At 38.8% G+C, this 23,139-nt stretch carries 16 protein-coding genes, 2 pseudogenes and 1 riboswitch; of the genes and pseudogenes, 9 read left to right on the forward strand and 9 right to left on the reverse strand.

Annotated features, from left to right (window positions below):
* Positions 1–690: 690 nt before the first annotated feature.
* Positions 691–2,913 (reverse strand): glycerophosphodiester phosphodiesterase family protein, encoded by a 2,223-nt coding sequence (locus J7E63_RS07250; RefSeq protein ID WP_251033414.1) that lies wholly within the window; start codon positions 2,911–2,913, stop codon positions 691–693.
* 307 nt (positions 2,914–3,220) lie between these two features.
* On the opposite strand from J7E63_RS07250, the gene J7E63_RS07255 reads away from it, so the two are divergent.
* Positions 3,221–3,886, forward strand: coding sequence for a hypothetical protein (locus J7E63_RS07255; protein WP_215010847.1), 666 nt, complete (start codon positions 3,221–3,223; stop codon positions 3,884–3,886).
* A gap of 293 nt (positions 3,887–4,179) precedes the next feature.
* Here J7E63_RS07255 and J7E63_RS07260 read toward each other — a convergent pair whose 3' ends face one another.
* The 5 genes from J7E63_RS07260 to J7E63_RS07280 form a co-directional block, all read right to left on the reverse strand.
* Positions 4,180–5,202, reverse strand: coding sequence for a DUF3231 family protein (locus tag J7E63_RS07260; protein ID WP_215010848.1), 1,023 nt, complete (start codon positions 5,200–5,202; stop codon positions 4,180–4,182).
* Between the two features lie 472 nt (positions 5,203–5,674).
* Positions 5,675–6,139, reverse strand: a complete 465-nt coding sequence (locus J7E63_RS07265) for a hypothetical protein (protein WP_215010849.1) — start codon at positions 6,137–6,139, stop codon at positions 5,675–5,677.
* Between the two features lie 153 nt (positions 6,140–6,292).
* Positions 6,293–6,649 (reverse strand): ABC transporter, encoded by a 357-nt coding sequence (locus J7E63_RS07270; RefSeq protein ID WP_215010850.1) that lies wholly within the window; start codon positions 6,647–6,649, stop codon positions 6,293–6,295.
* Positions 6,650–7,346: 697 nt separating this feature from the next.
* Positions 7,347–11,033 carry a polysaccharide deacetylase family protein gene (locus J7E63_RS07275; RefSeq protein ID WP_308161924.1) on the reverse strand — a complete coding sequence of 1,229 codons (3,687 nt, stop codon included), beginning with the start codon at positions 11,031–11,033 and terminating at the stop codon, positions 7,347–7,349.
* 504 nt (positions 11,034–11,537) lie between these two features.
* Positions 11,538–12,251 carry a GntR family transcriptional regulator gene (locus J7E63_RS07280; protein ID WP_168240990.1) on the reverse strand — a complete coding sequence of 238 codons (714 nt, stop codon included), beginning with the start codon at positions 12,249–12,251 and terminating at the stop codon, positions 11,538–11,540.
* Between the two features lie 518 nt (positions 12,252–12,769).
* On the opposite strand from J7E63_RS07280, the gene J7E63_RS07285 reads away from it, so the two are divergent.
* The 8 genes and pseudogenes from J7E63_RS07285 to J7E63_RS07320 all read left to right on the forward strand — a co-directional run bounded on the left by J7E63_RS07285 (position 12,770) and on the right by J7E63_RS07320 (position 19,598).
* On the forward strand, positions 12,770–13,750 hold the full coding sequence (locus J7E63_RS07285) for a LacI family DNA-binding transcriptional regulator (RefSeq protein ID WP_215010851.1): 981 nt from the start codon (positions 12,770–12,772) through the stop codon (positions 13,748–13,750).
* 12 nt (positions 13,751–13,762) lie between these two features.
* Positions 13,763–14,668: a ribokinase gene (gene rbsK / locus J7E63_RS07290; RefSeq protein ID WP_215010852.1), complete on the forward strand. Its 906-nt coding sequence runs from the start codon at positions 13,763–13,765 to the stop codon at positions 14,666–14,668.
* Positions 14,665–14,835 (forward strand): annotated as a pseudogene (locus tag J7E63_RS07295) (RbsD/FucU domain-containing protein); the annotation flags it as partial. The gene rbsK and the pseudogene J7E63_RS07295, both read left to right, overlap by 4 nt.
* 102 nt (positions 14,836–14,937) lie before the next feature.
* Positions 14,938–15,297 (forward strand): annotated as a pseudogene (gene tnpA, locus J7E63_RS07300) (IS200/IS605 family transposase); the annotation flags it as partial.
* Between the two features lie 521 nt (positions 15,298–15,818).
* A riboswitch (TPP riboswitch) is annotated at positions 15,819–15,922 on the forward strand.
* Between the two features lie 113 nt (positions 15,923–16,035).
* Positions 16,036–16,719 (forward strand): thiaminase II, encoded by a 684-nt coding sequence (gene tenA, locus J7E63_RS07305; RefSeq protein ID WP_215010853.1) that lies wholly within the window; start codon positions 16,036–16,038, stop codon positions 16,717–16,719.
* Positions 16,719–17,315, forward strand: coding sequence for an ECF transporter S component (locus J7E63_RS07310; RefSeq protein WP_215010921.1), 597 nt, complete (start codon positions 16,719–16,721; stop codon positions 17,313–17,315). Before tenA ends, J7E63_RS07310 begins: the two co-directional genes overlap by 1 nt.
* Positions 17,293–18,864, forward strand: coding sequence for an ABC transporter ATP-binding protein (locus J7E63_RS07315; RefSeq protein WP_215010854.1), 1,572 nt, complete (start codon positions 17,293–17,295; stop codon positions 18,862–18,864). Before J7E63_RS07310 ends, J7E63_RS07315 begins: the two co-directional genes overlap by 23 nt.
* Positions 18,861–19,598 (forward strand): energy-coupling factor transporter transmembrane component T family protein, encoded by a 738-nt coding sequence (locus J7E63_RS07320; protein ID WP_215010855.1) that lies wholly within the window; start codon positions 18,861–18,863, stop codon positions 19,596–19,598. Before J7E63_RS07315 ends, J7E63_RS07320 begins: the two co-directional genes overlap by 4 nt.
* An 87-nt stretch (positions 19,599–19,685) precedes the next feature.
* Here J7E63_RS07320 and J7E63_RS07325 read toward each other — a convergent pair whose 3' ends face one another.
* From J7E63_RS07325 to J7E63_RS07335, 3 genes are all read right to left on the reverse strand, one after another.
* Positions 19,686–21,212, reverse strand: coding sequence for a glycine betaine uptake BCCT transporter (locus tag J7E63_RS07325; RefSeq protein WP_215010856.1), 1,527 nt, complete (start codon positions 21,210–21,212; stop codon positions 19,686–19,688).
* Positions 21,213–21,291: 79 nt separating this feature from the next.
* Positions 21,292–21,960 carry a hypothetical protein gene (locus J7E63_RS07330; RefSeq protein WP_215010857.1) on the reverse strand — a complete coding sequence of 223 codons (669 nt, stop codon included), beginning with the start codon at positions 21,958–21,960 and terminating at the stop codon, positions 21,292–21,294.
* A gap of 432 nt (positions 21,961–22,392) precedes the next feature.
* Positions 22,393–22,782 (reverse strand): VOC family protein, encoded by a 390-nt coding sequence (locus tag J7E63_RS07335; protein ID WP_215010858.1) that lies wholly within the window; start codon positions 22,780–22,782, stop codon positions 22,393–22,395.
* Positions 22,783–23,139: the final 357 nt, after the last annotated feature.

The following is a 23,139-nucleotide window of genomic DNA, read 5'->3' on the forward strand; positions in this document are numbered from 1 at the left end:
CTAAGTGTAACCTATCCATGTTACAGAGGTTCCATAGGTATTAGCAATTTTCCATAAATAATCCCCGGATTTCACCTCATATATATTTCTCGGGTTATTCGCTGCAAGAGCTGGAGATAAATTGATTTGTAGTAATAAAATGAAGCTAAATAGGAGCACAAAGGTTTTTTTCATTTAGTTTATCCTTTCATGATGATTTCACGAAAAACTCTGTTGATCCCTAAGTTATTGTTTGTAAAACAACAATAAAATTATTCTGGAATTAACTTCTATGCTGAACCTAATCATAAGTAAATAGCGGTTTTTTGTTCATAGAAGCAGAACCATCGCAAACAAATGTGCTCCATTTAGATATATAGCTAGCTTTATGATCCTGAAGGAGTGAAATTAGTCCCGATGGTGCAGTTTATCAGCGGTTTTTTGAAGGATATCAGCGAATTGGACCATTTTATCAGCGGAAATCCAACATTTATCAGCGAATCTAGCGTTTTATTAGTTTGGATAGGTTATTGGTGCTTTAACATTTCCTAAATGCAAAATTAGAGGGCTCACCCACAAGTAGTAATCTACTAGAAGGGTTAGCCCTCTTTCTTGACCTTTTGTACACATCATTAATTTTTCTTTGGGTAATGCCCTTTTATCATCTTCGAGTAAATTAATATAGTCTCTCCTTTTTTCAGTTACCCTTTTTTAATCTTCAAGCTGGAAGGTTTGGCTGAAATGGACTTTTCCGTTTTCATCGCGGATTTCCACACCTGCTTGATTTTTTGCCGGATCTACATGGAATACACCGAAGTTGAAGAAGTTTCCTTCCGCATACAAGCGTTCAGGGCCGAAGGTAGGATCCAATGTACCAGGGTTGATTTTTACGGCTCCAATTGGACCGCTGATTAATTCGTGATAATCTGTTTTGCCATCATGATTGGCATCATATTTGATGACTTCGGCAAAATGGACATCGGTTGTGACGAAATAAACGTTTTTGATTCCTTTTTCAATGATAAAATCCGAGATTTTTTTGAACTCGTTCTCATATCCTGTTAGATCATTAGGGTTTACTTGATTTCCATTTGCCCATCCATCCCTGGCTGTTGCCTTTCCAGTCGGAACGGAGATTGGCACGGAAGTCGCGACAAATTTAACCTTGGCATCTGATTCGAGAAGCTGCTGTTCCAGCCATTTTACTTGTTCTTCGCCGAGCATTGTTTTATCAGGCCCATCTGCCATGGTGTTTGGAGAGCGGTAGCCGCGGTTGTTAAGAATGATCATATCCATTGATTTACCCCAAGAGTACTTGTGATAAAGCTTGTTCGCTGAACTGCGTTCACTTGAGATTGGCCAATAATCCTTAAACGCACCCAACCCCGCTTGCGTCAACGGCTGGGAAGGACCTGAAAAGTCATTGGTCACTTCATGATCATCCCAGATAGCAAACGTTCCTGTTTTCTGTAAAAGACTGCGTAATCCCGCATCCGTACGGTTCTCCTTATATTTCGCCCAGAAATCCTGAACGGTTTCAGAAGGAGGGTTAGGAACAGCCGGTGTCTTATTATCTGCATAGATGGTATCCCCGCTGAACAGGAAGAAGTCTGGATTGATGGCTGACATCGCTTTGAAAGATTTATATGGCGGTATCTCTCCCTGGCCGCCCGTATCTCCACCCCAAACGATTGACATTGGCTTTAAGCTGTTTTCCTCTGGTGCCGTTTTGAATGAACCATATACTGTATACTGGCTGGAAACTGCATGGGCCCGGTAATGATAAGTAGTATCAGGCTTTAATCCGTTAACCTCTACATTTACTGTATAATCATGCGCTACATCTGCAGGGCTCGTTTTGACGATTGTATCGTGTTTGAAACTGCTGTCGGTTGAAATTTCAAACTGAACTTTTGTCTCTACATTGGTGCGGGCCCATAAAATCGCTGATGAATCTGTTACATCTCCGCTTGCCACTCCATGTGAAATATACGGCTTTTCCAGTAAATCCACAAGCTGATCCGTATTGTTTGTGAACTCTCCGTCCACACCAAGGGAAAGCAAGGAGACCATATCGTCCTCTGAATTGATTGTCCATGGATGCACTAGAAGCTGATTCTGATGAGCGGCTTCCATTAGTTTCGGTACAACAAGCTCCTTACTAGGACCTACGCCGGCAGCATAGTCAGAGATCCGTTTCATTTCCTGATAAACATCCTTACCTGCCAGCATACTTCCTGAATACAGTTGAATCAGCTTTACATTAGGGGCAAGCGTTTTTAATTTACGAAGGCTTTCTTCACTAAATGATTCGAGAAAAAGCTTTTCGTAGTCAAGTACATTGGTTTCTTTCAAGATTTCAATTACTTTCTCTTCCATTCCTGGATAAACGTTTGGCGCTTTTGTTTCCATGTAAAGGCCAACTTTTCCGTTCCCATGTTTTTTGACAAATTCAATGGCTTCCTTGAGTGTCGGCACATGCTGTCCGATGTAATCAGTTTTCGCCATGTTTGGATAAGTTTTATTAAACCACGAACCTGCATCCAGTCGGCTGATCTCTTCGAGAGTAAAATCCTTTACCCGCCAAGGTGCCCGGTCTGGATAAAGTTCCTTTGCATTGGTTGTTCTCGCCAGCGTTTCATCATGCATGGCAATCAACTGACCATCTTTCGTCATTTGTAAATCGAATTCCACATAATCGGCTTTCATCGTCATTGCCTGCTTATAGGCAGCCAATGTATGTTCCGGACCGTACGCGGATGCCCCGCGATGGGCAATAACGGCTACATCAGAGGTAATTGGACGTAATGTAGATTGTCCATTATCGGTAGCTGAATTTTGAATTGGATGGGCTAAAACGGCCAAAGGGGCTCCTGAAGTAACCGAAAGAGACAGCGTAGCTAATCCAGCAATCAAACTCTTTTTCATTTTCATTTTCAATCATCTCCTATAAGTTTATGTATATCGTATTTAAAAATATAGGAGAATTGTAAAGTCGTAATTGATAGAATGTTAATGTTTGGTAAAACGGACAAAAACAGTACCATTTTCTTATAATCGACTTTTAAAATAGATCTACTTTGCATGAAAAATTACCTATAATAGCTTAAGATCAAGCAGAAAGCTGAATGGAAGTTTAATAGACTCCCAAATTCTGTTTTTGTTTCCTACCCCCATAAGATATTTTGGCTTGTTCGTATTCTATTAGTATGAACACACAAAAAAACACGAGGGGTATAAAATGATTAAAATAACCAAGGGAGCCCTTGCCATGGTATTAGCGGGATCTGTTACGTTTTCTGTCGCCAACGCCTTGTTAGGCGATCAACCTTTAAAACGATTAACAAAAGAAATAGCTTTACCTATATCGGCGGACCGAAAAAAAGCGGATGTAATCAACCCAGCAGAAAAAAAGGACCAAGATCAAACGCCAACAGCGAATGTGAAGGACCATGATATTGCTGTTATCCAAGTCTCTTTAAAAAATAGGAATACCAATGATACGGCAGTAGCAGCCGTTCAACAAAATAGGGAAAAAACCAGCGATCGAACGACAACCAATCCTGCTAATCCGAGTAAGACAAAGACTACAACACCTGTTACAACATCAATACCTGTAAAAAGCACAAAAGCACCAACAACGAGAAAACCCACGACTACGAGAACTGCTGCAGTAAGGACAACCACAAAGCCTGCTGCACCAACGATACCTGCGACAAGCGTCAAAGCACCACCAACAACGACAACACCTACGGCGACGAAAACTAGTACAACCACAACGAAAACTAATACGACAACTAGTGCAACCACAACAAAAACCAACCGAGGACAACAAGTTTCTCAAGCAGCAAAAGAAAAGGCCGCGAGTCAAAGCAATAAAAAAGAAAACAACGGAAAGAAAATGTAATTCTTTCAAAAAGGATCTCAAATGCTGGTACTGGTTCCGTTGCTTATCGCAAAACGTGAATTTGTAGCTGCAAATGTAGATGAATTTGCACCGCATTTTGCGGTGCTTTTTGATTATAAAAATAAATAACTCAGTCCAATTTGAACTGAGCTGCTTCAATATTTTATTTCAAAGCTACTTCTACTAACGCACCCGTTAGTTTAAGTGCAACTCTTCACAATATATCAAACATAATTCATAATGATATTAAAAAAAGTCCTTACTGTTAAATGCAGAAGGACTTTAAATGTGATTTACAATTGATTCTTTTTTCTTATTAATTCATCTCTATCGGATGCCATTGGAGGCTGTTCCAACCAGCCATTTTTAATCATGATATTAGCTCCATCTTCAGAATACATCTGAACTTCTAAGGATAGCCTGTTATACATTGCACTAATATCTCCTCTAGGACTTTGACTAACAGCTGTACCATAATAGCCAACGCTCAAAGAAATCAAACCACTTGTGAAGAACATCATCAGTTTATCAGAAAAAGTATGGGATGTACTATTTGTTATTTCTGAATCCCAACCCATAGGTGCTGGAAGTTTACTTTCCTCTAGCTTACCTCTAAATAATCTAATATGTTTATTCCCAACTTCTAAACCCTTTAAAAAGAATTGTTTAACATCCTTATCCTTTGCAACCTGGCTAAAGCCAGTAAGTGCAGCTACTCCCAAGGCATTTCTTTGTAGATTCGCAAATAAATTATCGACTTCGGCAGCAATTAATGGTCTTTTTTCTCCGAACACATCTAACATAAACCATTGCTTTTTTACAAATTCAACCTTCTCTAAATTAGGCAGGCTAGGAGACCTGATAAACAATCCTTTAGACAATAATAAGTCAGTTGACTTATCATATAATTGCATTGTTTCTGTAAGGCAATCCATGTAATAGGATTTAATATCACTTCTTACAGATGTTCCAACACTACCAGCATAAGTTGTAAGTCCAACCTTAGACATTTGGTTTATAAAATTTAGTACAAAACTGTCGGAATAAAGTCTAGGAGCATTTATATCCACATCTTCTTTAATACTAAAACCATTTGGAACTACATTTTTTTCCTCTGTTAGTATTGCTGTAATCTTTTGAATATGTGACTTTGATAATTCTAAAGCATATTCAATTATAGGCTTAATTTCAATATCCTCAACTTTTTCTAGAAAAAATGTAAGAACACATATGCTAGAGCTATCGTTTAAGTATTGAAACCAAAGTTGACCAATTTCACCCGCAGTTAGCCTAATCTGTTTTTCTTTTTCATCCATAAGTACCTCCACAAAAGTTATACTAAAAAATACCTTCCCCAGAAATCACCTATAGTATGTATTAGTTACCTTAATAGCCTACCTTGTAGAATATGAGTCAGCAATCGCTAAAGTTGCATACTACTTCTTATACTGTTCTTTCTTCAACTAATCTGCCCGTTAGTCATCCATGAATCGCTAAAAACCAGCTCTTCACCACAGAGAATGAAAATATTGTTATGCCATGTTACGTATCTCTTATTATCTCTTAACTCGGAAAGAAATGTATGTAGACTTAGGCGAAGACTACTTTGATAAACAGAGACAGCAATCCATTGTTGGGCATTCACTACGAAGACTTGAAAGTTTAGGATACACAGTTACTTTACAAGAACCAGAAGCATCTTAATCTATTCAATTCGATTACAAAGATCATGAATTAGGCGCTCTCCCCTTTTTTAAAAATGAATGGTTTTTCCTGAATTACAGAAGTTTATTTTTCCTTTTTATTTTCAAAAAGGGATTGAAATCCATATAATATAAAAGCTTTGTAAAAAAACAATAGGAAAAATTGAAATTTATTTAGCCCAACTAATTTATACACTTTTAACTTTTTGCATAACCTATTTAAAGGATATGCAAAAATTATTTCCATAATAGCATTTAAAGTGATAAACTTTTTAAAATTTCCATGCCCTAACTTTAATCCCCACATAGAACCAGCCATAAATGGACCTGCAAGAAAAGGAAGTTCATCTCTAAAGAAGGACTGTGGTTTATTATAAAATGACCACCATCTGCGTTGTTTCCCGATATTAGCATCGATGCAACATACTAGAAACGTAAGGATTGAAGCTGGAAAGAATCTTCTTATGTTTTGCGACCCCAAAAAAAGTATCGATAACCATGAGAGTAAAATCATCGCGGTATTAATTAAACATTGGGTTCTTATTGACATGCTTAACAAGCTCCTTTTTTCCTTAGAGTTCGCTTTTCCTTTTAAAATATTCAATAAATAGACTATGTGTTTTAGATGTTATTCAACTATACTGCTTCGTTAGCTCAATAATAAAAATGCTGCTTTTCATGGGAGTTGAACAAGGAAGTAACCTCATTCTCTTATTCTTATATGTCTAATTAGTTCTTGAAATGGAGTATCATAAGAGTCTTCATATTTCTTAATATGTTGTTTTAACACAGACAAATTACATTCAAGGTATGGATGTACCTGAGTGGTATCCGCAATACTGTACAGTTCCATTAAAAAGTAAAGGGTTTCCCATATCAAATAGTCATCATCTAAATTAAATAACACATCAATCACATTTGGAATGTAGTTAAACGCTTCTTCTGAAGACATTCCTTTAGTTATTGATTCGAAAGAATTACTAAAATACCACTCGTCTTTTTCTAACTTATTTTCCCATCCCACATATATTTCTAAAAGCCTACTATCCGTTTTAATCACACCCCAACGTCCACTTAGATACAACATAATTCCATGCAAAAAAACCTGATTTCCTTCTTCAAGTAACCTGCTTACGTTACTTTAAGTGCAACTTTTCACAATCTATATTTTCATTTTCACATAAATATCCAATAACTCTTCAGTAAATCAACTCAAGTTCACTTAAATGTTCTAATAAATTCAATCAAAATGTTGGTTAAATGTTGGGGTACAACAGTCATTGTACCCCAGCAAATTAATATACATTTTCTATTACAAATTTGAGCACTAATTTTATAAAAAGCTTGATATATCAATAAAAATGACTATCAGATTAATATACATTTTGATAGTCATTTTGGGTAACATTTTTAATGTTTGTGATAGGGAACGGAACCCGTTAAAATGCTGGTGATCTTTTTTTTAGAAAAAAAATGATATAGCATTAAAATTTATGAATTGTCTAGCTTCAGCGCCCAGCGGCTAGTGTACTTCGCTCTTCTCCCTACAATAAGTCAACATCGAATCGCTGGCGCTCTTCGTGTTTCCTTTATCTCAGTCGAAGCGCTACATATAAGGAAGGCTTCGGCAGCATAAACATCGCACGAAGGAAAAGCGATAGCTTTTTCAAGGAGTCCATACATCGCTAAACGAGCGCTTCCGCTTTTCTATATAAAAAAGTCTTCCCCGAATGGGAAAGACCTGTGCGAAGATTCCATTACATATTTTCCTTAACCTTCACCATTGAGGTTTCCTGAGTTACATTACCTTTGCGTTTTAGTTTACCCCAGCCAACGGTTACTCCCTTTATTGCCGAGAAGATCGATTTTATCACTACATAAGTCATCAGCTGTTTGTACAAGATTCGTTGCAGGAACAATGAGACTAGGGGTTTGGGACTTTCTTTCTCCAAGCGAAACGCATAGAGAGAAGTTAAGAAATCCAGCAAGTAAAAAAGAATAAATCCAATCGCAGCTCTTTCAGGGTGTGGGTTAAACAGAGCTAAAATAAACAAGATATCTGCAATAGGCGATATGGTTTGATAAATATATTGGAAAAGCCACATATTTGGAAGGGCGATAAATCCTAATGAGTTATGTTTTTTATTGAATAAAGCCTCCCGATGTTTCCATAAGCATTGTAAGGTACCATAAACCCATCGGTAACGCTGTTTTGCCAGACTTTTAATATCTTCCGGCACTTCTGTAAAGGCATAGGCCTTTTCTTCAAATTCAATCTTTTTCCCTTGGCGTAATAGGGTAAGCGTGATATCGGTATCCTCTGCCAGTGTATCCTCTTGAAAGTATCCTGCTTCTTCTACCGCCGTCTTTCTCCATGCACCGATCGCACCTGGTACAACCGTAATGCAATTGAGAGCGGCAAAAGCCCTTCTCTCAAGGTTAAAGCCTGTCACGTATTCGATATGCTGCCAGTTTGTAAGGAGGTTCCCCTTATTGCCGACCTTTACATTCCCTGAAACCGCAGCAACCTTTTCATTTTTAAAATGGTTAACAAGCAATGAAATGGCATTTTCCGCGATGAGTGTATCAGCGTCAAGAGCCACCACGATTTCCCCGTTTGCTTCTTTAAACCCTAGATTAACGGCGGAAGATTTTCCTCCATTGGTTTTTTTAATTAATTTTACGAGAGGATGTTTTGCATAAGTTTCTTGAACGACCACTGCCGTATCATCCTTTGATCCGTCGTCGATAATCAGTACCTCAAAAGCGGGGTAGTCGCTCGATAAAATAGAATCTACTGTTTTACAAATTACTTTTTCCTCGTTATAGGCAGCAATCACGACGCTGACAAAAGGGGTAAAGCTAGGGTCGATCACGGTCTCCTTATACCTTTTTACCTGCTTCCTTGAAAGGAAAACGAAGATAGCCAGTCGTAAGATTCCTAACAGGATCGCTGAGTAGAACAGGAAGCTTAATCCTAAGTGCCAGCCTTGTAGCACCATGAATACAGCCTTGTCATAGACCAAATAAGGGCTGTCCTTAACAGGGGGCATAATCTGACTATCACTTTTTCCAGTTAGATCAGCGATGGTGGTAAAAGTATAGCCGCGCTGTTTGAGTTCTTTAATAATCGTGGGCAAAGCTTCTACCGTGTTGGAGCGGTCACCGCCAGCATCGTGCATCAAAATCACATTTCCTTCAGGCAGCTGATTCAATACCCGTTTCACAATTTCATCACTAGAAAGTCTTTGCCAATCGTCTGAGTCAATTAATTCACCGACCATGGTATAACCCATATCCTGTGCTCGCAATATTGGCTCCAGTTCGCTCTTTGTGCTCGGTTCCGCATTAGCCACATACGGCGGACGGAAAAGAGTCATCGAATGACCGGTAATTTCTTGAAATAATCGCTGATTTGCATTTAGCTCCATTCTCGTTTGAAATGGTGTGATCGATGCAACATCCGGATGGGTAAAGGTATGGTTACCAATTTCGTGACCCTCTTTATACATCTTGTTAACCAGTTCTGGATGCTGCAGCGCGTTCTCTCCAATGATAAAGAAGCTCCCTTTTATGTGATTCTTGTCCAAAATGTCCAATATTTGTGGTGTATAGGTTGGATCCGGACCGTCATCAAAGGTAAGGACGATTTCCTTACGTTTCGGTTTGCCATACCGAACGACCTCAGAAGGCTTTGGTAATTTAGTATAGGTTTCGGTTTGAATCAACCCATGTGAATCCAATTGAATCGTTCTTTTTCCTTTTTCTGATGGAGAGGCAACTTTTAAAATCTCTCCAGCACCTGTATAGTGAACAGGCTTAGGGCTGACCAAGGTTTGAAGGGCATGGGATGGATCGGTTATTTCCTTTGGTTTATTCAGGTAATTCCAAATCGAAGGATCTTCAGAACCGAGACGCCAAACCGCTATTCCTCTTGAACCGTGATCTATCGCTAGCTTCATTTGATTATAAAATGAAGCTGCATCTAAAAACCAAACAACATGGTTTTTTCCGTTTCTTTTGTAGCGTACATAAGGGTTGCCTATTTGTTTATTCCATTGGATTTGGAGGTTGGTCCCAATTCCTAAGTCCATGATATCGCCGAAAGCAACCGTATCTGCGGGCTGATGGGAGTTTTCTTCCCAGTCGTAACCGAAGCTTCCCAAACTCACAATCAATTTTTCAGAAGGAATTTGGAGCCGGTTCAAGTTCTCTTTTACCCAATCAGACGAAGCCACAGGTCCAGGTTTACTCATCGAATGGTGCTGGTCATAGAGCATGACAATCATGCGATCAACATTCGTTGCTAAAGAAGTATAGTTAAAACTAATGTTATTCGGTGGAACATCCAATGTGACCATCAGACCATGTGGATGAAACGCCTCATAAACTTTATCGATAAAATGAGTGAAATCATCTTTGTCCTTTGGATGGATATCTTCAAAGTCTATATTAATTCCGTCAAAGTCATTTGTTCTCACATAATCCAACATCTTTTTAATAAAAAGATCTTCAGCACCGGGAGTAATAAATAAGCGATGAAGAGCTTCGCCATCCCATTTATTATTACTAAAATTATTCACTAATGGGAGAATCTTTATATTATGGGCTTTGGCCTCTGCAATAATGGACTTGTCCGTGCTGGTTTTTAGGGTAAGACCAGGTGTAAGCTGCATCCACCCCGGCACTAATGTTGTAATCGAATCGCTATTCTTTTTAAAAGAAGTATGGCTGTTTTTGTCCCAATCGACGTAAAAACCATACACTTCTTGTTTTTTGTGTGATTGCACGATATTTTTTTGAATAAGAGGGGAAGGACTCGATTTTTGAAACTGAGTGGCAAGTTGTTCTGCACTGAAACTTTTATTAATCGGCTCGATTCCACTCTTTACTGCGCTTTTCAATTGTAGTTCAGGAAATTCTGGGTTCGTATTAAGACTTTCAATAAAAATTGTCGATACTAAAATAATTAAAACCATGAAGCCTGCACTCATTCGTTTGATAATGGACCAGCGTCTTTTGGCTGGATCAAGAAAAACATGTTCTTGATTTCTCTCCCTCTTTTTCAGACCTAAATTGTAAAACCAGTGGAAAATAAAGTAGCAGACAAGTCCAATCAAGCCTCCTAGGACCCCTGAGACAAAAGTTTGTGAAAGTTGTATTTTAGACTGCAGGGTAGAAAATAACCAGTAATCCTCCAATACACGCATATCCAGGAAGGGTAAATGATTCATCTTTGGTATAAAAAGGGGAATCAACGTTCCAAGAAATAAGGCAATGATATTAAGACGCAACAAAAGTGAAAGAACAAGCAATAATGGAATTCTAAAACTATCTAAAGGGAAAAACCCCATGAAAAAACCAAGTGTACTTGCAACCGCTCCTGCATTTCCTGTAACGGGTGCAAATAATGATCTAACAATCCACCTAAAAACACGATTCACTTTGACTCCTCCTATAGGTGTAGTGTTGAAAAATGTATCATTCTATTGTAATAGATTGATTTTATACAGTTGAATTTGTAAAAAATGTTACCTGAAAGTTATCCTACAATCTCGCGGGCGGATTTTTCGACAAAAAATGACCATCTTCAAACACTTAGATAATCATTTAAAGATTTTGGGGGTAGGTGGATAAAGTTTTTTTAATTTTAAATGGCAATTGAGGAGGATTTTGTGTAAATGTAAAAACCTCATTTAGATATGTTGCGGAGAAGTATCATTAATAGGTGCAGTTTTCACATTAATTTCCCTGAACCATTTCATTTAAAAGTTAAAGCTTGAATCCAGGTCCCATTCGGACAGGGTCAGGCTAAAAACGAGGTTTTTATGTTGTAAAGAAAAGCTGAAATATACTAAGCCATTGAATTGGCTATATATATTTCAGCTTAAATTAATTAAGAAATTATTATATTTTTTTTCTGATTTTTTTGAGTTTATCAGATTTTTTCATCCTTTTGAAAGCATCTGTTGGGACATATATAAGTCTTCAACTTTCTCTTGAACATCATCAAAGTTTTCATGTAACGACTTAATCATGAGCTCTCGATCTTTTGCTTTGATCGCATCAATATACAGTTGATGATTATTGATGATCCGTGTAAAGTCTTCATACTTTTCTTTAAAACGACTGCGCATGGATAGAACAATCAAGCTTTCCATCACAGGCTTTAAATTTTCCCAGATCATCAGGATGTAGGAATGATTGATCGACCGAATAATTGTTTCGTGGAATAGGACATCCTGATAGGAAAACTCATCAGCATCTCGGTATTTTATGGCAATTTTCATCATTTCTAGTATTTTATTAAGTTCCATTACTAATTCATTCGTGTCCATCCTTACTAGCCGTTCAAACACAAACGTTTCAATGAGTAAACGTACATCATAAATTTCTGCATATTCTTTTTCTGTTAAACCTATGACAACCGCACCCATTCTTTCTAATCGGATGATATTTTCAGATGCAAGTATTCTTAACGCTTCACGAATGGGTGAGCGGCTCACACCAAAATCGGCAGCTAATTTATTTTCAGATAGGATAGCACCGCTTACAATCATGCCCGAAATAATACGCATTCTAAGCTCGGATGTTACACGATCACCAGCTGAAGCTTTTGAAAGCCATTTTTCAGGATAAAGAAATTCCTTTGATTCAGCCATAAAATTCACCTTCTCTTAAGGAGTATACTTGTATACAAGCATTATAATATAACATTTTAATAATGCAAGCGCTTTTTTTCGGTGACACAGGCACCGCCCGATATTTGTCGAAAGTAATTGGTGTTCAGATTGGCAAGACAATAAGGAAGGGAATCTATCGTTCTATTTACTTGAAAAACTTAATAATTAAATTATTGTAAAATAATTAATAAGAAAAGTATTGACTTCAAATATAATAGCCCCTAAAATAAACTTGTAAATGCAAGCGATTACAAAAAGGTTGCTCGATATTTTTTTGACCAGTGTGTAACGGGTTACACAAATTTAGATTACAGTATGGTTACCAACCTTTTTTTACAAGTATGTGTAACGGGTTACATGAAATGGGACCACCTTTTTTTTACTAGAGTGTGTAACGGGTTACACAAAATGGTTTCCACCTCTTTTTTTACAGGAATATGTAACGGGTTACATAAAATAAATGAGAAATTTTTCATTAAAGGAAGTGAGTGAACAGCATGAGCACGATTAAGGATGTAGCAGCTATAGCAAACGTGTCTGTTGCCACTGTTTCTAGAGTTTTAAATAATAAAGGATATATCAACGAGGAAACCAGAAAGAAGGTTCTGCTCGCTATTTCTGAATTAAATTACGTGCCGAATGAGGTGGCCAGAAGTCTTTTTAAGAAACAGTCGAAGACGATTGCCCTGATTGTTCCAGATATTAAGAACCCGTTCTTTCCTGAAGTGGCAAGAGCGATCGAAGATGTGATGAGCAGTCAGGAATATACATTGATCCTCTGTAATTCGGATGGGCAAGTGGAAAAGGAAATCATGTATTTGGATGTCATGAAGCAGAAATATGTGGATGGAATTATTATTGTCACGAGTACATTGACGCCTAAGCATATTAAAAATAAAGACATCCCAATCGTGGCGTTAGACAGGCCAATCAGTAGTGATCTCCCCTCCGTTTCCGTTAACAATTTGGAAGGCGCAAGGCAAGCGGTTCAGTATTTGAAGAAGATTGGCTGCAAAAAGATTGCCCATATTCGCGGTCCGCACGACATTAGTAATGCGGATGAACGGTATAAAGGCTACTTAGCTGAGGTGGAGAACGAACCGTGGTTTCATCCAGATTTAGTGGTGGATGGAAATTATCATGTGGAGCAGACAACAGAGGCGGCCACGAGGTTACTGATTACGAATCCTGATATTGATGGGATCTTTGCAGGGAACGACTATATGGCAGTTGGCGTCTTAAAGGCGGCCAGAAAGCTGGGGATTCGGGTACCAGACGATCTCTCGTTAATCGGTTTTGATGGGATCCAGCTGAGCCAATTAACCAGTCCTGAAATCACGACGATGGCTCAGCCAATTTATGAATTGGGCTCTACAGCCGGTGAGCTGTTGCTAAAACTGATTGAAGGAAAGACCGTTCCAAAGCTTGATCATCTGTTTGAAGTTTCATTAATGAAAGGCCAATCTACAAGGGCTTAGGAGTGATAACATTTGAAAAATAGAAAAATAACTGTCATCGGCAGTATCAATATGGATTTAGTGACGAGTACCCATCGAGTACCGATCCTTGGGGAAACGTTGATGGGGGAATCCTTTCATACGATTCCTGGAGGAAAGGGCGCTAATCAGGCCGTGGCCGCTGCAAGATTAGGCGCGGATGTGACGATGATTGGCTGTGTCGGCCAGGATTTATTTGGCCAGGACTTATTGAAGCATTTGAAAGAGCAGGGTGTCAATGTAGACAATGTGGAACCGGTTACAGATACCTCGACAGGAATCGCCGCGATTACCATCTCGAATGGAGAGAATCAGATTATTGTAATTCCAGGTGCGAATTATCATGTGACGCCTGCGTTTGTTGCATCGTTTGAGGAAGTGATTGCAAAAAGTGATATCTTGTTGCTGCAGCTCGAAATACCACTTGAAAGTGTCGAAAAAGCAGTCGAGCTTGCCCACAAGCATCAGGTAAAGGTTGTCTTGAATCCTGCACCGATTCAGCCGCTTTCGGAGGAATTGCTAGAAAAGGTCGATTATCTTACTCCGAATGAGTATGAACAACAATTACTCTTTGATTCGGTCGAATGGACGGAGCAAGAGCGGCAAGCGATGCTAAAGAAATGTATTATTACCAGAGGTTCAAAGGGGATTACTTTTTTTCAAGAGGAAAAAGTGGAGATTCCTAGTTTTAAAGTAGATGTTGTGGATACGACGGGTGCAGGGGATTCCTTTAATGGTGGATTCGCGTATTCAATCAGTCAAGAGGCGTCTTTGGCGGAGGCCTGCCAGTTTGCGACGGCGGTTGCGGCCCTTTCGGTTACCAAGCTTGGAGCCCAAGGCGGCATGCCGACGATGGAAGAGGTTCAGACGTTTTTACGGGAAAGGAAGGAAGAATTATGAAGAAAAACGGCATATTAAATAGTCACATTTCCGAGGTCCTTTCAAGGCTTGGTCATACGGATACCATCGTGATTGCTGATTGCGGACTGCCAATCCCGGAAGAAACGATCCGAATTGACCAAAACAAACAACCGCAAGCCCCTTCATTTATGAATGGGGTTAGGTTGTTTATTTATTATATTTTTTAAGAACAAGTGTTCTTTTAAATTGGCATTAGTTGGAAATATTTGATATAATAAGGATATGAAAAGTCTAATTCAATATAAAAGAAAAGTAATAATAATGTAGTATATTCATGCAAATACAATGTGGTTTGGTGCCCTAAATATAGAAGAAGTGTATTGGTGGATGGAGTAGATGAAAGACTTAAATCTATTCTATTAGAGGTTGCAGAAGAGACAAAATCTGAAGTAATCGAAATGGAAATTATGCCAGATCATGTTCATCTACTTGTTGAATGTGATCCTCAATTTGGAATTAATAAACTAATAAGAATGATGAAAGGAAGAAGTTCTCGTTACTTATGCAGCGAATTCCCATGGTTAAAAAGTAGAATTCCTTCTCTATGGACCAATAGCTATTTTATTTCCACTGTTGGCGGAACCACGCTTGATGTTGTAAAACAGTAAATAGAAAATCAAAAAGGAGTGTAAAACCATGGCGTCATCAAAAGAAAGAACGCCCTCTTTTATCGCAACGATTCGATTAAGAACGAATGCTAAGGAAGGAAAGTTGCTTTTGATGTTATCTTAATTTTGTGCCTGTCACGCCCCGAAATTTGTCATAGATTGATAGGGTGTTAGAGGGGGAGAAGTGTTCACGCACTTCTCCTTTTTTTCTTTATTTTATGGCAAATGAGGGAGCTTGAGTGGGGAAATTTAGTTCCGGGGAGTAGTTTATCAGCGGATTTTTGGGAGATATCAGCGAATTGGGCCATTTTATCAGCGGAAGTCGAACTTTTATCAGCGTTTCTAGCGTTTTATCAGCGATTCTGTATCATTCTAGAAATTTACGACATTTTCTGGATAATAATTGGAAATACCTTCAAGTTTCTGTGCATCTATAATTCATTTGGTTTATTTTTATAATTAAGATTTTAATTGATTGACAAGATTAACCATCGAGTGTAGAGTGAAGGTTAAATTAATAGGAAGACCACTAGGGGAGCCGTTTTTTGGCTGAGACGAGAGTTATCTTGGACCCTTTGAACCTGATCTAGTTCATACTAGCGTAGGAAAGTGGAGTTCGTGTATGGATAGATATAATTATTCAGCCGCTCCATTTTTGGGGCGGTTTTTTCGTGCTTGAAAATTCAGCCGCCCCCTACTAGTGTCTTTCCATTAAAACCAATAAGGGGGCAAAATTTTATGAGTTTTTCAGCAGAGTTAAGAAAAGAAGCAGATCCTATTTTCGATGCAATTTTTGAACATCCTTTTGTGCAAGGGATAGCTAATGGGGAATTACAAAAGGAACAATTGATTCATTATGTTAAACAGGACTTTGAGTATTTGAATTCGTTTATTCGCATCTATGGTATAGCGGTTTCGAAGTGTGAGAATCGTGAAGAAATGGATATGTTTAATACGCAGATTTCTTTTATCTTAAACAGTGAAATCCATCCTCATAATAACTTTTGTCAAGTAGCTGGTGTTCCCTACGAGGAATTACAAGGATATCCGTTATCTCCCTCGGCTCTTCATTACACGCGTCATATGCTTACCGTTGCGCACGAAGGTACATTAGGGGAAATTTTAGCTGTGTTGTTGCCATGTCCGTGGACGTATTGGGAAATTGGGAAAAGATTATTAACGGAGGTCAATCCTGATCGTTCTCATCCCTTTTATGATTGGATCAGTTTTTATGGAAATCGTACCGATTCGATTACCACGAAATTTTGTGCCCGTCTTGATGAGTGGGCAAAGACAGCAACAGAGAGAGAAAAGGAAAAGATGAAGGATCATTTCTTAATCAGTTGTCAGCTGGAATATATGTTTTGGGATATGGCCTATAAACTTGAAGAATGGCCTGTGAAAATGGAGGTAGTGAAATGATGACTTGGAAAATGAAAGAAGTCGTTCTTGCTGTGATTCTAGCGGTCGCTTGTGGAGTGATCTATTTAGGATGGTCGACGCTTTGGATTCCCATTTCCGCTCTTGTCGGACCGGTGGGTGCAGGTTTTATGTTTGGAATTTGGGTGATTGCTAGTCCAATAGTGGCGTATATTATTCAAAAACCGGGAGCAGCGCTTATTGCAGAGGTTGCAGCGGCCGCAGTAGAGTTATTAACTGGAAGTCATTTTGGTTTGTCTGCCCTTTTAGTAGGTGTTTTTCAAGGGATTGGTGCAGAAATCGCATTCGCAATATTCGGATATAAACGTTATAACCTATTTACTTTAATGCTATCAGGGGCTTTTGCTGCGATTGGCAGCATGATTTATAACTTAATCGCCAACGGTTTAGGTTATTACTCGATGAAAGTATTTTTTACAACATTAGGAATTCATGTTATCAGCGGAATAATTCTCGGTGGACTGTTAGCGAAGGTCATTGTTGATGCACTTGCAAAAACAGGTGTGTTAGAACAATATGAACTGATGAAGGAAAAAAGGAAAAGGGAAAACGTCGATGGACATGTTTCTGGGATGTAAGGATCTTTCGATTCGATTTTATAATCGCTCTGAAAAAATACTCAGTCATATTACTTTATCCATCAATCAAGGCGAGAAAGTATTAATATTAGGGCCTAGTGGGAGCGGGAAATCGACGTTGATTTCCGCTCTTTCAGGTATTATCCCTGAGCATTTGGAGGCAGAGGTAAGTGGCGAAGTATTCTGCAGGAAAGATGCCGGTGTGATGTTTCAAGATCCTGATTCGCAATTTTGCATGCTTCATGTCGATGAAGAAATTGCGTTTAGTCTCGAAAACCGATCGATTCCGCGCAACGAAATGGACCCCATCATAGCTGAGTTGATGGATAAAGTAGGGCTGATGGTCGATAAGAAAACACCCATTGAAACTCTTTCAGGTGGGATGAAACAACGATTGGCGTTAGCTTGTTTACTGGCATTAGAACCAGAAGTCATCTTCTTTGATGAACCAACAGCCCAGCTAGATCCTGCAGGCCGGAATGAGATATTTGTTTTATTGAATCAATTAGCCCAAAAGACAAACCATACGATGGTATTTGTCGAACATGTCCTAGATGGCTGCATCGAATGGATGGATCGAGTCATTATCCTGAATGAGTATGGGAGTATTATCGGAGATGGTCAGCCGAAAGAAATGCTCCTGAATTTTAAAAATGAAATGAAAGAAGCGGGTATTTGGCGCCCTAAGTTGTTTCCAGAAAAGTGGGAGGAAGTGGTTCGAAATGACGCGCATCCTCTTTCTATTAAACTTGCTAATCTGAAAAAAACCAAACCGCTCAAGGATGGCGAGATTTTACTCCGCACCGAACATGTTGAAATTGGCTATGGGAAGAAGACCATCGTGAGCGATATTGATATAAAAATTCATAAAGGGGAATGGATTTCCATCGTCGGAGAAAATGGAAGCGGGAAAAGTACCTTCTTAAAAAGTCTGATCCGATTGGAGCCTATTAAAAAAGGGGAAATTTACTTTCAAGATAAGGAACTAAAAAAATGGTCCGAACGAGAATTATATGAAAAAGCAGGCTTTGTTTTTCAAAATCCAGAGCTTCAATTCATTACGGATACTGTCTTTGAGGAAGTTGCCTTTGGCGGCCGGCAACGAAATTGGCCCGAAGAGCTGATTCATACCAAAACCAACCAATTGTTAGAGGAGTTTGGATTGGAATCGCATCAAAATGCTCATCCATTTACCCTAAGTCTAGGACAAAAACGGCGGTTAAGTGTGGCGACGATGTTATTGTTTGATCAAGATTTATTATTGCTTGATGAACCAACATTCGGTCAGGATGAAAAAACAGCAAACGAACTGATTCAACGCTTAAAGGAGCGGCAGGACCAGGGAACAACGATTGTCATGGTCACCCACGATATGGATTTGGTGGATGGTTATTCTGATAAGGTCATTCTCTTTAACAAAGGAAAAGTAACTTATCAAGGGACCCCCTATGGGTTATTTTCTGATTCAAATATTTTCTGTGAAAGTGCGTTAATTCCCCCCCTCCATTACCAGTTGATGCATGCACGAAAGAAGGGTGTTTTGGTATGAAGGCTAACGATTCATTCCTAGCGACTCTCAATCCTGCTTGTAAACTGCTTTCTCATATGATCGTTATGTTTCTTCTAATGGCGATCTCTAATCCAATGGTGACTTTTTTGATCTGGTTACTTGCTGTATTGATCGGTATTTTTTTAGGCGGATGGAGAATGACTTACCTTCTGAAAAGGCTTCTGCCTTATTTAGGTTTTTTCATTCTTGTATTTTGGATGATGGCCGCGTTTGGAGAAGGGGAAGAAACGATTTGGAAATGGGCCTGGTTCCATATTACGCAAGAGAGCATGAATCATGGCTTAACAATCGGTTTGCGGATGTTAGCGTTTGTTACGTTTGGATTATTATTCACCTCTACCACAGACATCACTTTGTTCATCATGAGTTTAATTCATCAATGTAAACTTTCACCTAAATGGGCGTATGGGCTATTAGCGGGGTTCCGCTTTATCCCACTATTCCAATCTGAACTAAACCAAATGAAGACGGCTCATAAAGTCAGAGGTTACAAGCAAAAAAATAGTTGGAAAGCTTTTATGAGGTACTCTTTACCGCTGTTTACTCAAGGAATTAGAAAATCAGAACGAATGGCGATCGCAATGGAAGCGCGTGGATTTACGGGCACAAGAGACAGAACATATTATCAAACAACTAAAATAGTATCGAAAGATTGGGTCTATTTACTTTCTTTGGTAATTGTTGTATTGGGGATTATTATTTTTATGAAATGAAGTGGGAGTTAGGTGACAGCTCAGCCATAAACAAAAAATCTTCCTGATCCATAACCCAATCAGGAAGATTTTTGTTTTAATAGCCTTTTAAGAATGTTGCACACTTCTTTTATTACCTCTTTGTAAGTCGACTTCACCTTTTAAACCTTTGAGTAATGAGAAGCACATGACGATCATGATAATGGCAAAAGGTAGAGCGGCTGCGATCGAAGCAGTTTGCAATACGTTTAAACCGCCAGCTAAAAGTAATACAGCAGCCAAAGCAGATTGAATGACACCCCATGTCATTTTAATTTTATTCGAAGGATTTAATGTGCCACCTTCACTAAGCATCCCCAATACAAAGGTGGCTGTATCGGCAACAGTTATATAATAAATGGCTACGACAGCAAACCCCAAAATACTTAACAAAGAACTTAATGGAAGATAGTCAAAGAATGTAAAGATAGACAATGACACGTTTTTGGTAATATATTTTGCCAGATCATGGTTGCCTGTATTTTGAACAATTTCAAGCGCGGAGCCGCCGAATATCGACATCCAAAGACATGTTCCGAGGGTAGGAACAACCAGTACCCCAATTACAAACTCCTTAACTGTTCGTCCTTTCGAAACCCGTGCAATAAACATACCGACGAAAGGTGCCCAAGCAATCCACCATGCCCAATAAAAAAGCGTCCAGGATGCAATCCATTCCCCCTCACCAAATGGTTTTAACCTTAAACTCATATGGATAAAGTCACTGAGATAGAGCCCCGTCGTATTAAAAAGAACCTTAATAATAGTCAAGGTTGGACCGACAATCAAAATCATCAGCATAATTGCAAAAGATAGGATCATCGCAGCATTTGATAAGTATTGGATTCCTTTCTCTAAGCCTGTATTGATTGAAACGATAAAAAGAACTGTTGCGACAGCAATGACGATTAGCTGGACATATAATTCATTGGGGACACCAAATATGTCATGCATTCCTGCCGTAACCTGCATGGCACCAAGGCCTAAAGATGTTGCAATACCGAAGACTGTTGCAAAGATTGACAGGATATCAATTGTTTTTCCTATCGGTCCGTAAATTCTATCGCCCAGTATGGGATGGAAGGCCGAACTGATGGCCGCCGGCAGCCTTTTGTTATATTGAAAAAAGGCAAGGGCTAAACCGATAACGGTGTAAATGGCCCAAGGGTCGAGGCCCCAATGAAAAAATGTATATTTCATTGCTGTATTGGCTGCGTCTATAGTATATGCTTTCCCGTAAGGAGGGGTGGTGTAGTGGGTTACGGGTTCGGCAACACTCCAGTAGACAATTCCGATTCCCATCCCCGCTCCAAACAACATGGCGAGCCAAGAGGCCGTGTTAAAATCAGGCTTGTCTGTTTTCTTGCCCAGTCGTATATCACCATATTTAGAGAACAGTAAATAGATTGAAAAGATGACAAAGAACAAAGTGGCACCAAGATAAACCCATCCAAGGTAATCAATCGAGCCGTTATAAATGGTATTGGTGACTTTGGCGAGATTATCTGTAAAAAAGACTCCCCAAACAATAAAAATGAGGGTAAGTAATAATGAGATAATAAAAACACTGTTTCCCTGAAAAATTTTGCGATCCATAGAAACCTCCTAGTATAGTTGAGTGCATGTTAAATAGGTTTTCATGTTGTAAGAACGTGTTTCATTGTAAAAGGGAAAATCACTTATCGAGGAGATTATAAAGAAATTCCCATTTATCCGTGTTCATCAACTCATCCTGGGATATCTCTAGACCGCCTCCAAGATAAACAGTTTGGTCTTTGATTGCGACTACCATCGCTTCAAACAATGCATCACTATCTCTCTTTTTGAATATGTCCCCTAAAGATGGTAATATTCCGCTAGTGGGGATCATTGTGTCGGGCCCCATTTCCTTCAAGTTGTCTGCTTCAACACTTTCAATGTCTTGATAATCGATTGGGTGGCTGTCATTAGCGCGGCCAGGTACCATTAATAAATACTCATTATGCTTAATTCCGTGAGAATTACTTGTGATGACCCCTTGTTTATCAACGGTTTCAACCACTTCAATTTCATTTAACGAATAAGTATCCAGGGAATCGGGCATTGGATTGTGAATTAAAATATAATCTCCTTCTTCAGCTTTTCGATTATTTCTGAGCGTATAGGCTTTATGATTAAAAATAAAGCTGTCAAGTTCCTTGGGTTTGTATCTTCCCACGCTCGCTGCATTGGTTAAATCCTGTGTTAAATCCCTCAGCCGGATAAGATGAACTGATTTTTTATACATTGGTTTTACCCCATATACCTTATGTAACTCATTGGAGTAGTAGACAAATTGTCCTTTTCTTACTTGATACAGTTTCACGAATAGAACTCCTTTCGATCCCTATGTATATTAAGTTGGTCATAACTCAAAAAAGGATAATAGGTTCGGGACATCAAATTTTCTTTGGTTACTTTTAGGATGTCTTATTTTAGAAAAAACATGATGGTTGGGAGGGATAGTTTTCACACCCTAAGATTCTTTGCCTGAATAAAGAGTGACTTTTTTTACAAAGGGTAAGGAAAATGATGTAAACGCTCAGTTTTAGTTTGTCGAAAATTGATAGGTTTTTAGAGGATTATATAGAGGTTAAGGGGAGAAGTGTTAGAACACACTTCTCCTTTTTTACTTTATTTTAATATTTTGCGAAAACTAATTTTCCTATAGGAAAATTAGCAGCTGTTCACAATAATGGGGCTGGGCACAAATTCTAGTTCAGCAGTTAACATGGTTCCTTTGTAAAATCGAGGTTTCTTAAAGGTCGTTTTGATCGACGTTCAGTTCAATTAGATTCCCATCAGGGTCCGCACAGAATATTTGCGCAAAACCGCTCATGCCATTAGGTTTCTCTAACAGTTCAACATCCTTAATTTTCAGCCAATTCAGCGTCTCTGTGTAATCCTGCACTCTTAGTGCAAAATGGCCTTCCCTGCTGCTCAGGCGTTTATCTTGGCGAATCGTTTGTGATGTAGGAAGAACGATTAGATGGAGCTGTTGTCCCTCAACTTCGTACCAAGCACCAGGAAAATCAAAATTAGGACGTTGTATTTCTTTTAAACATAAGATGCTGCTATAAAAATGCTTGGCGCGTTCTAAATCAGTAACCGTTAGACTAACGTGGTGGAGCTCTTTGTATTGGATCATCGCAGTCATCCCCCCTAAATAAATTTATTTTCATCATAACACAAATAGATGATTGTTATGGCGTGTTAAAAATTGCACCTAGGAATCACTTTTTTAGTTACCAAGTGATTTACAAGTATCCACTTTATTGAAAAAGACCAACTTATTACACCTTTATTGGAACTTACGACGAAATTACGGACACTTACTACATATTTATTGAGACTTACTACGAAATTACGGTGACGTATTAGCCAATTATTCTCTATCCTACTTATTCGCCCAGTATTTGAAGATCCAAGCGAACCAAGGAGATCGTATTTTTAAAGAGCTATTAAATGATCCAAACAATGATTATCGAGCGGTGGAAGCTGTTGT

The sequence above is a fragment of the Bacillus sp. ISL-75 genome, assembly GCF_018613095.1.

Excerpts from the sequence above, each read along its gene's own strand:
- J7E63_RS07250 (WP_251033414.1), bottom strand. The coding sequence starts at position 2,913 with ATGAAAATGAAAAAGAGTTTGATTGCTGGATTAGCTACGCTGTCTCTT.
- J7E63_RS07255 (WP_215010847.1), top strand. The coding sequence starts at position 3,221 with ATGATTAAAATAACCAAGGGAGCCCTTGCCATGGTATTAGCGGGATCT.
- J7E63_RS07260 (WP_215010848.1), bottom strand. The coding sequence starts at position 5,202 with ATGGATGAAAAAGAAAAACAGATTAGGCTAACTGCGGGTGAAATTGGT.
- J7E63_RS07265 (WP_215010849.1), bottom strand. The coding sequence starts at position 6,139 with ATGTCAATAAGAACCCAATGTTTAATTAATACCGCGATGATTTTACTC.
- J7E63_RS07280 (WP_168240990.1), bottom strand. The coding sequence starts at position 12,251 with ATGGCTGAATCAAAGGAATTTCTTTATCCTGAAAAATGGCTTTCAAAA.
- J7E63_RS07285 (WP_215010851.1), top strand. The coding sequence starts at position 12,770 with ATGAGCACGATTAAGGATGTAGCAGCTATAGCAAACGTGTCTGTTGCC.
- tenA (WP_215010853.1), top strand. The coding sequence starts at position 16,036 with ATGAGTTTTTCAGCAGAGTTAAGAAAAGAAGCAGATCCTATTTTCGAT.
- J7E63_RS07310 (WP_215010921.1), top strand. The coding sequence starts at position 16,719 with ATGACTTGGAAAATGAAAGAAGTCGTTCTTGCTGTGATTCTAGCGGTC.
- J7E63_RS07315 (WP_215010854.1), top strand. The coding sequence starts at position 17,293 with ATGGACATGTTTCTGGGATGTAAGGATCTTTCGATTCGATTTTATAAT.
- J7E63_RS07320 (WP_215010855.1), top strand. The coding sequence starts at position 18,861 with ATGAAGGCTAACGATTCATTCCTAGCGACTCTCAATCCTGCTTGTAAA.
- J7E63_RS07325 (WP_215010856.1), bottom strand. The coding sequence starts at position 21,212 with ATGGATCGCAAAATTTTTCAGGGAAACAGTGTTTTTATTATCTCATTA.
- J7E63_RS07335 (WP_215010858.1), bottom strand. The coding sequence starts at position 22,782 with ATGATCCAATACAAAGAGCTCCACCACGTTAGTCTAACGGTTACTGAT.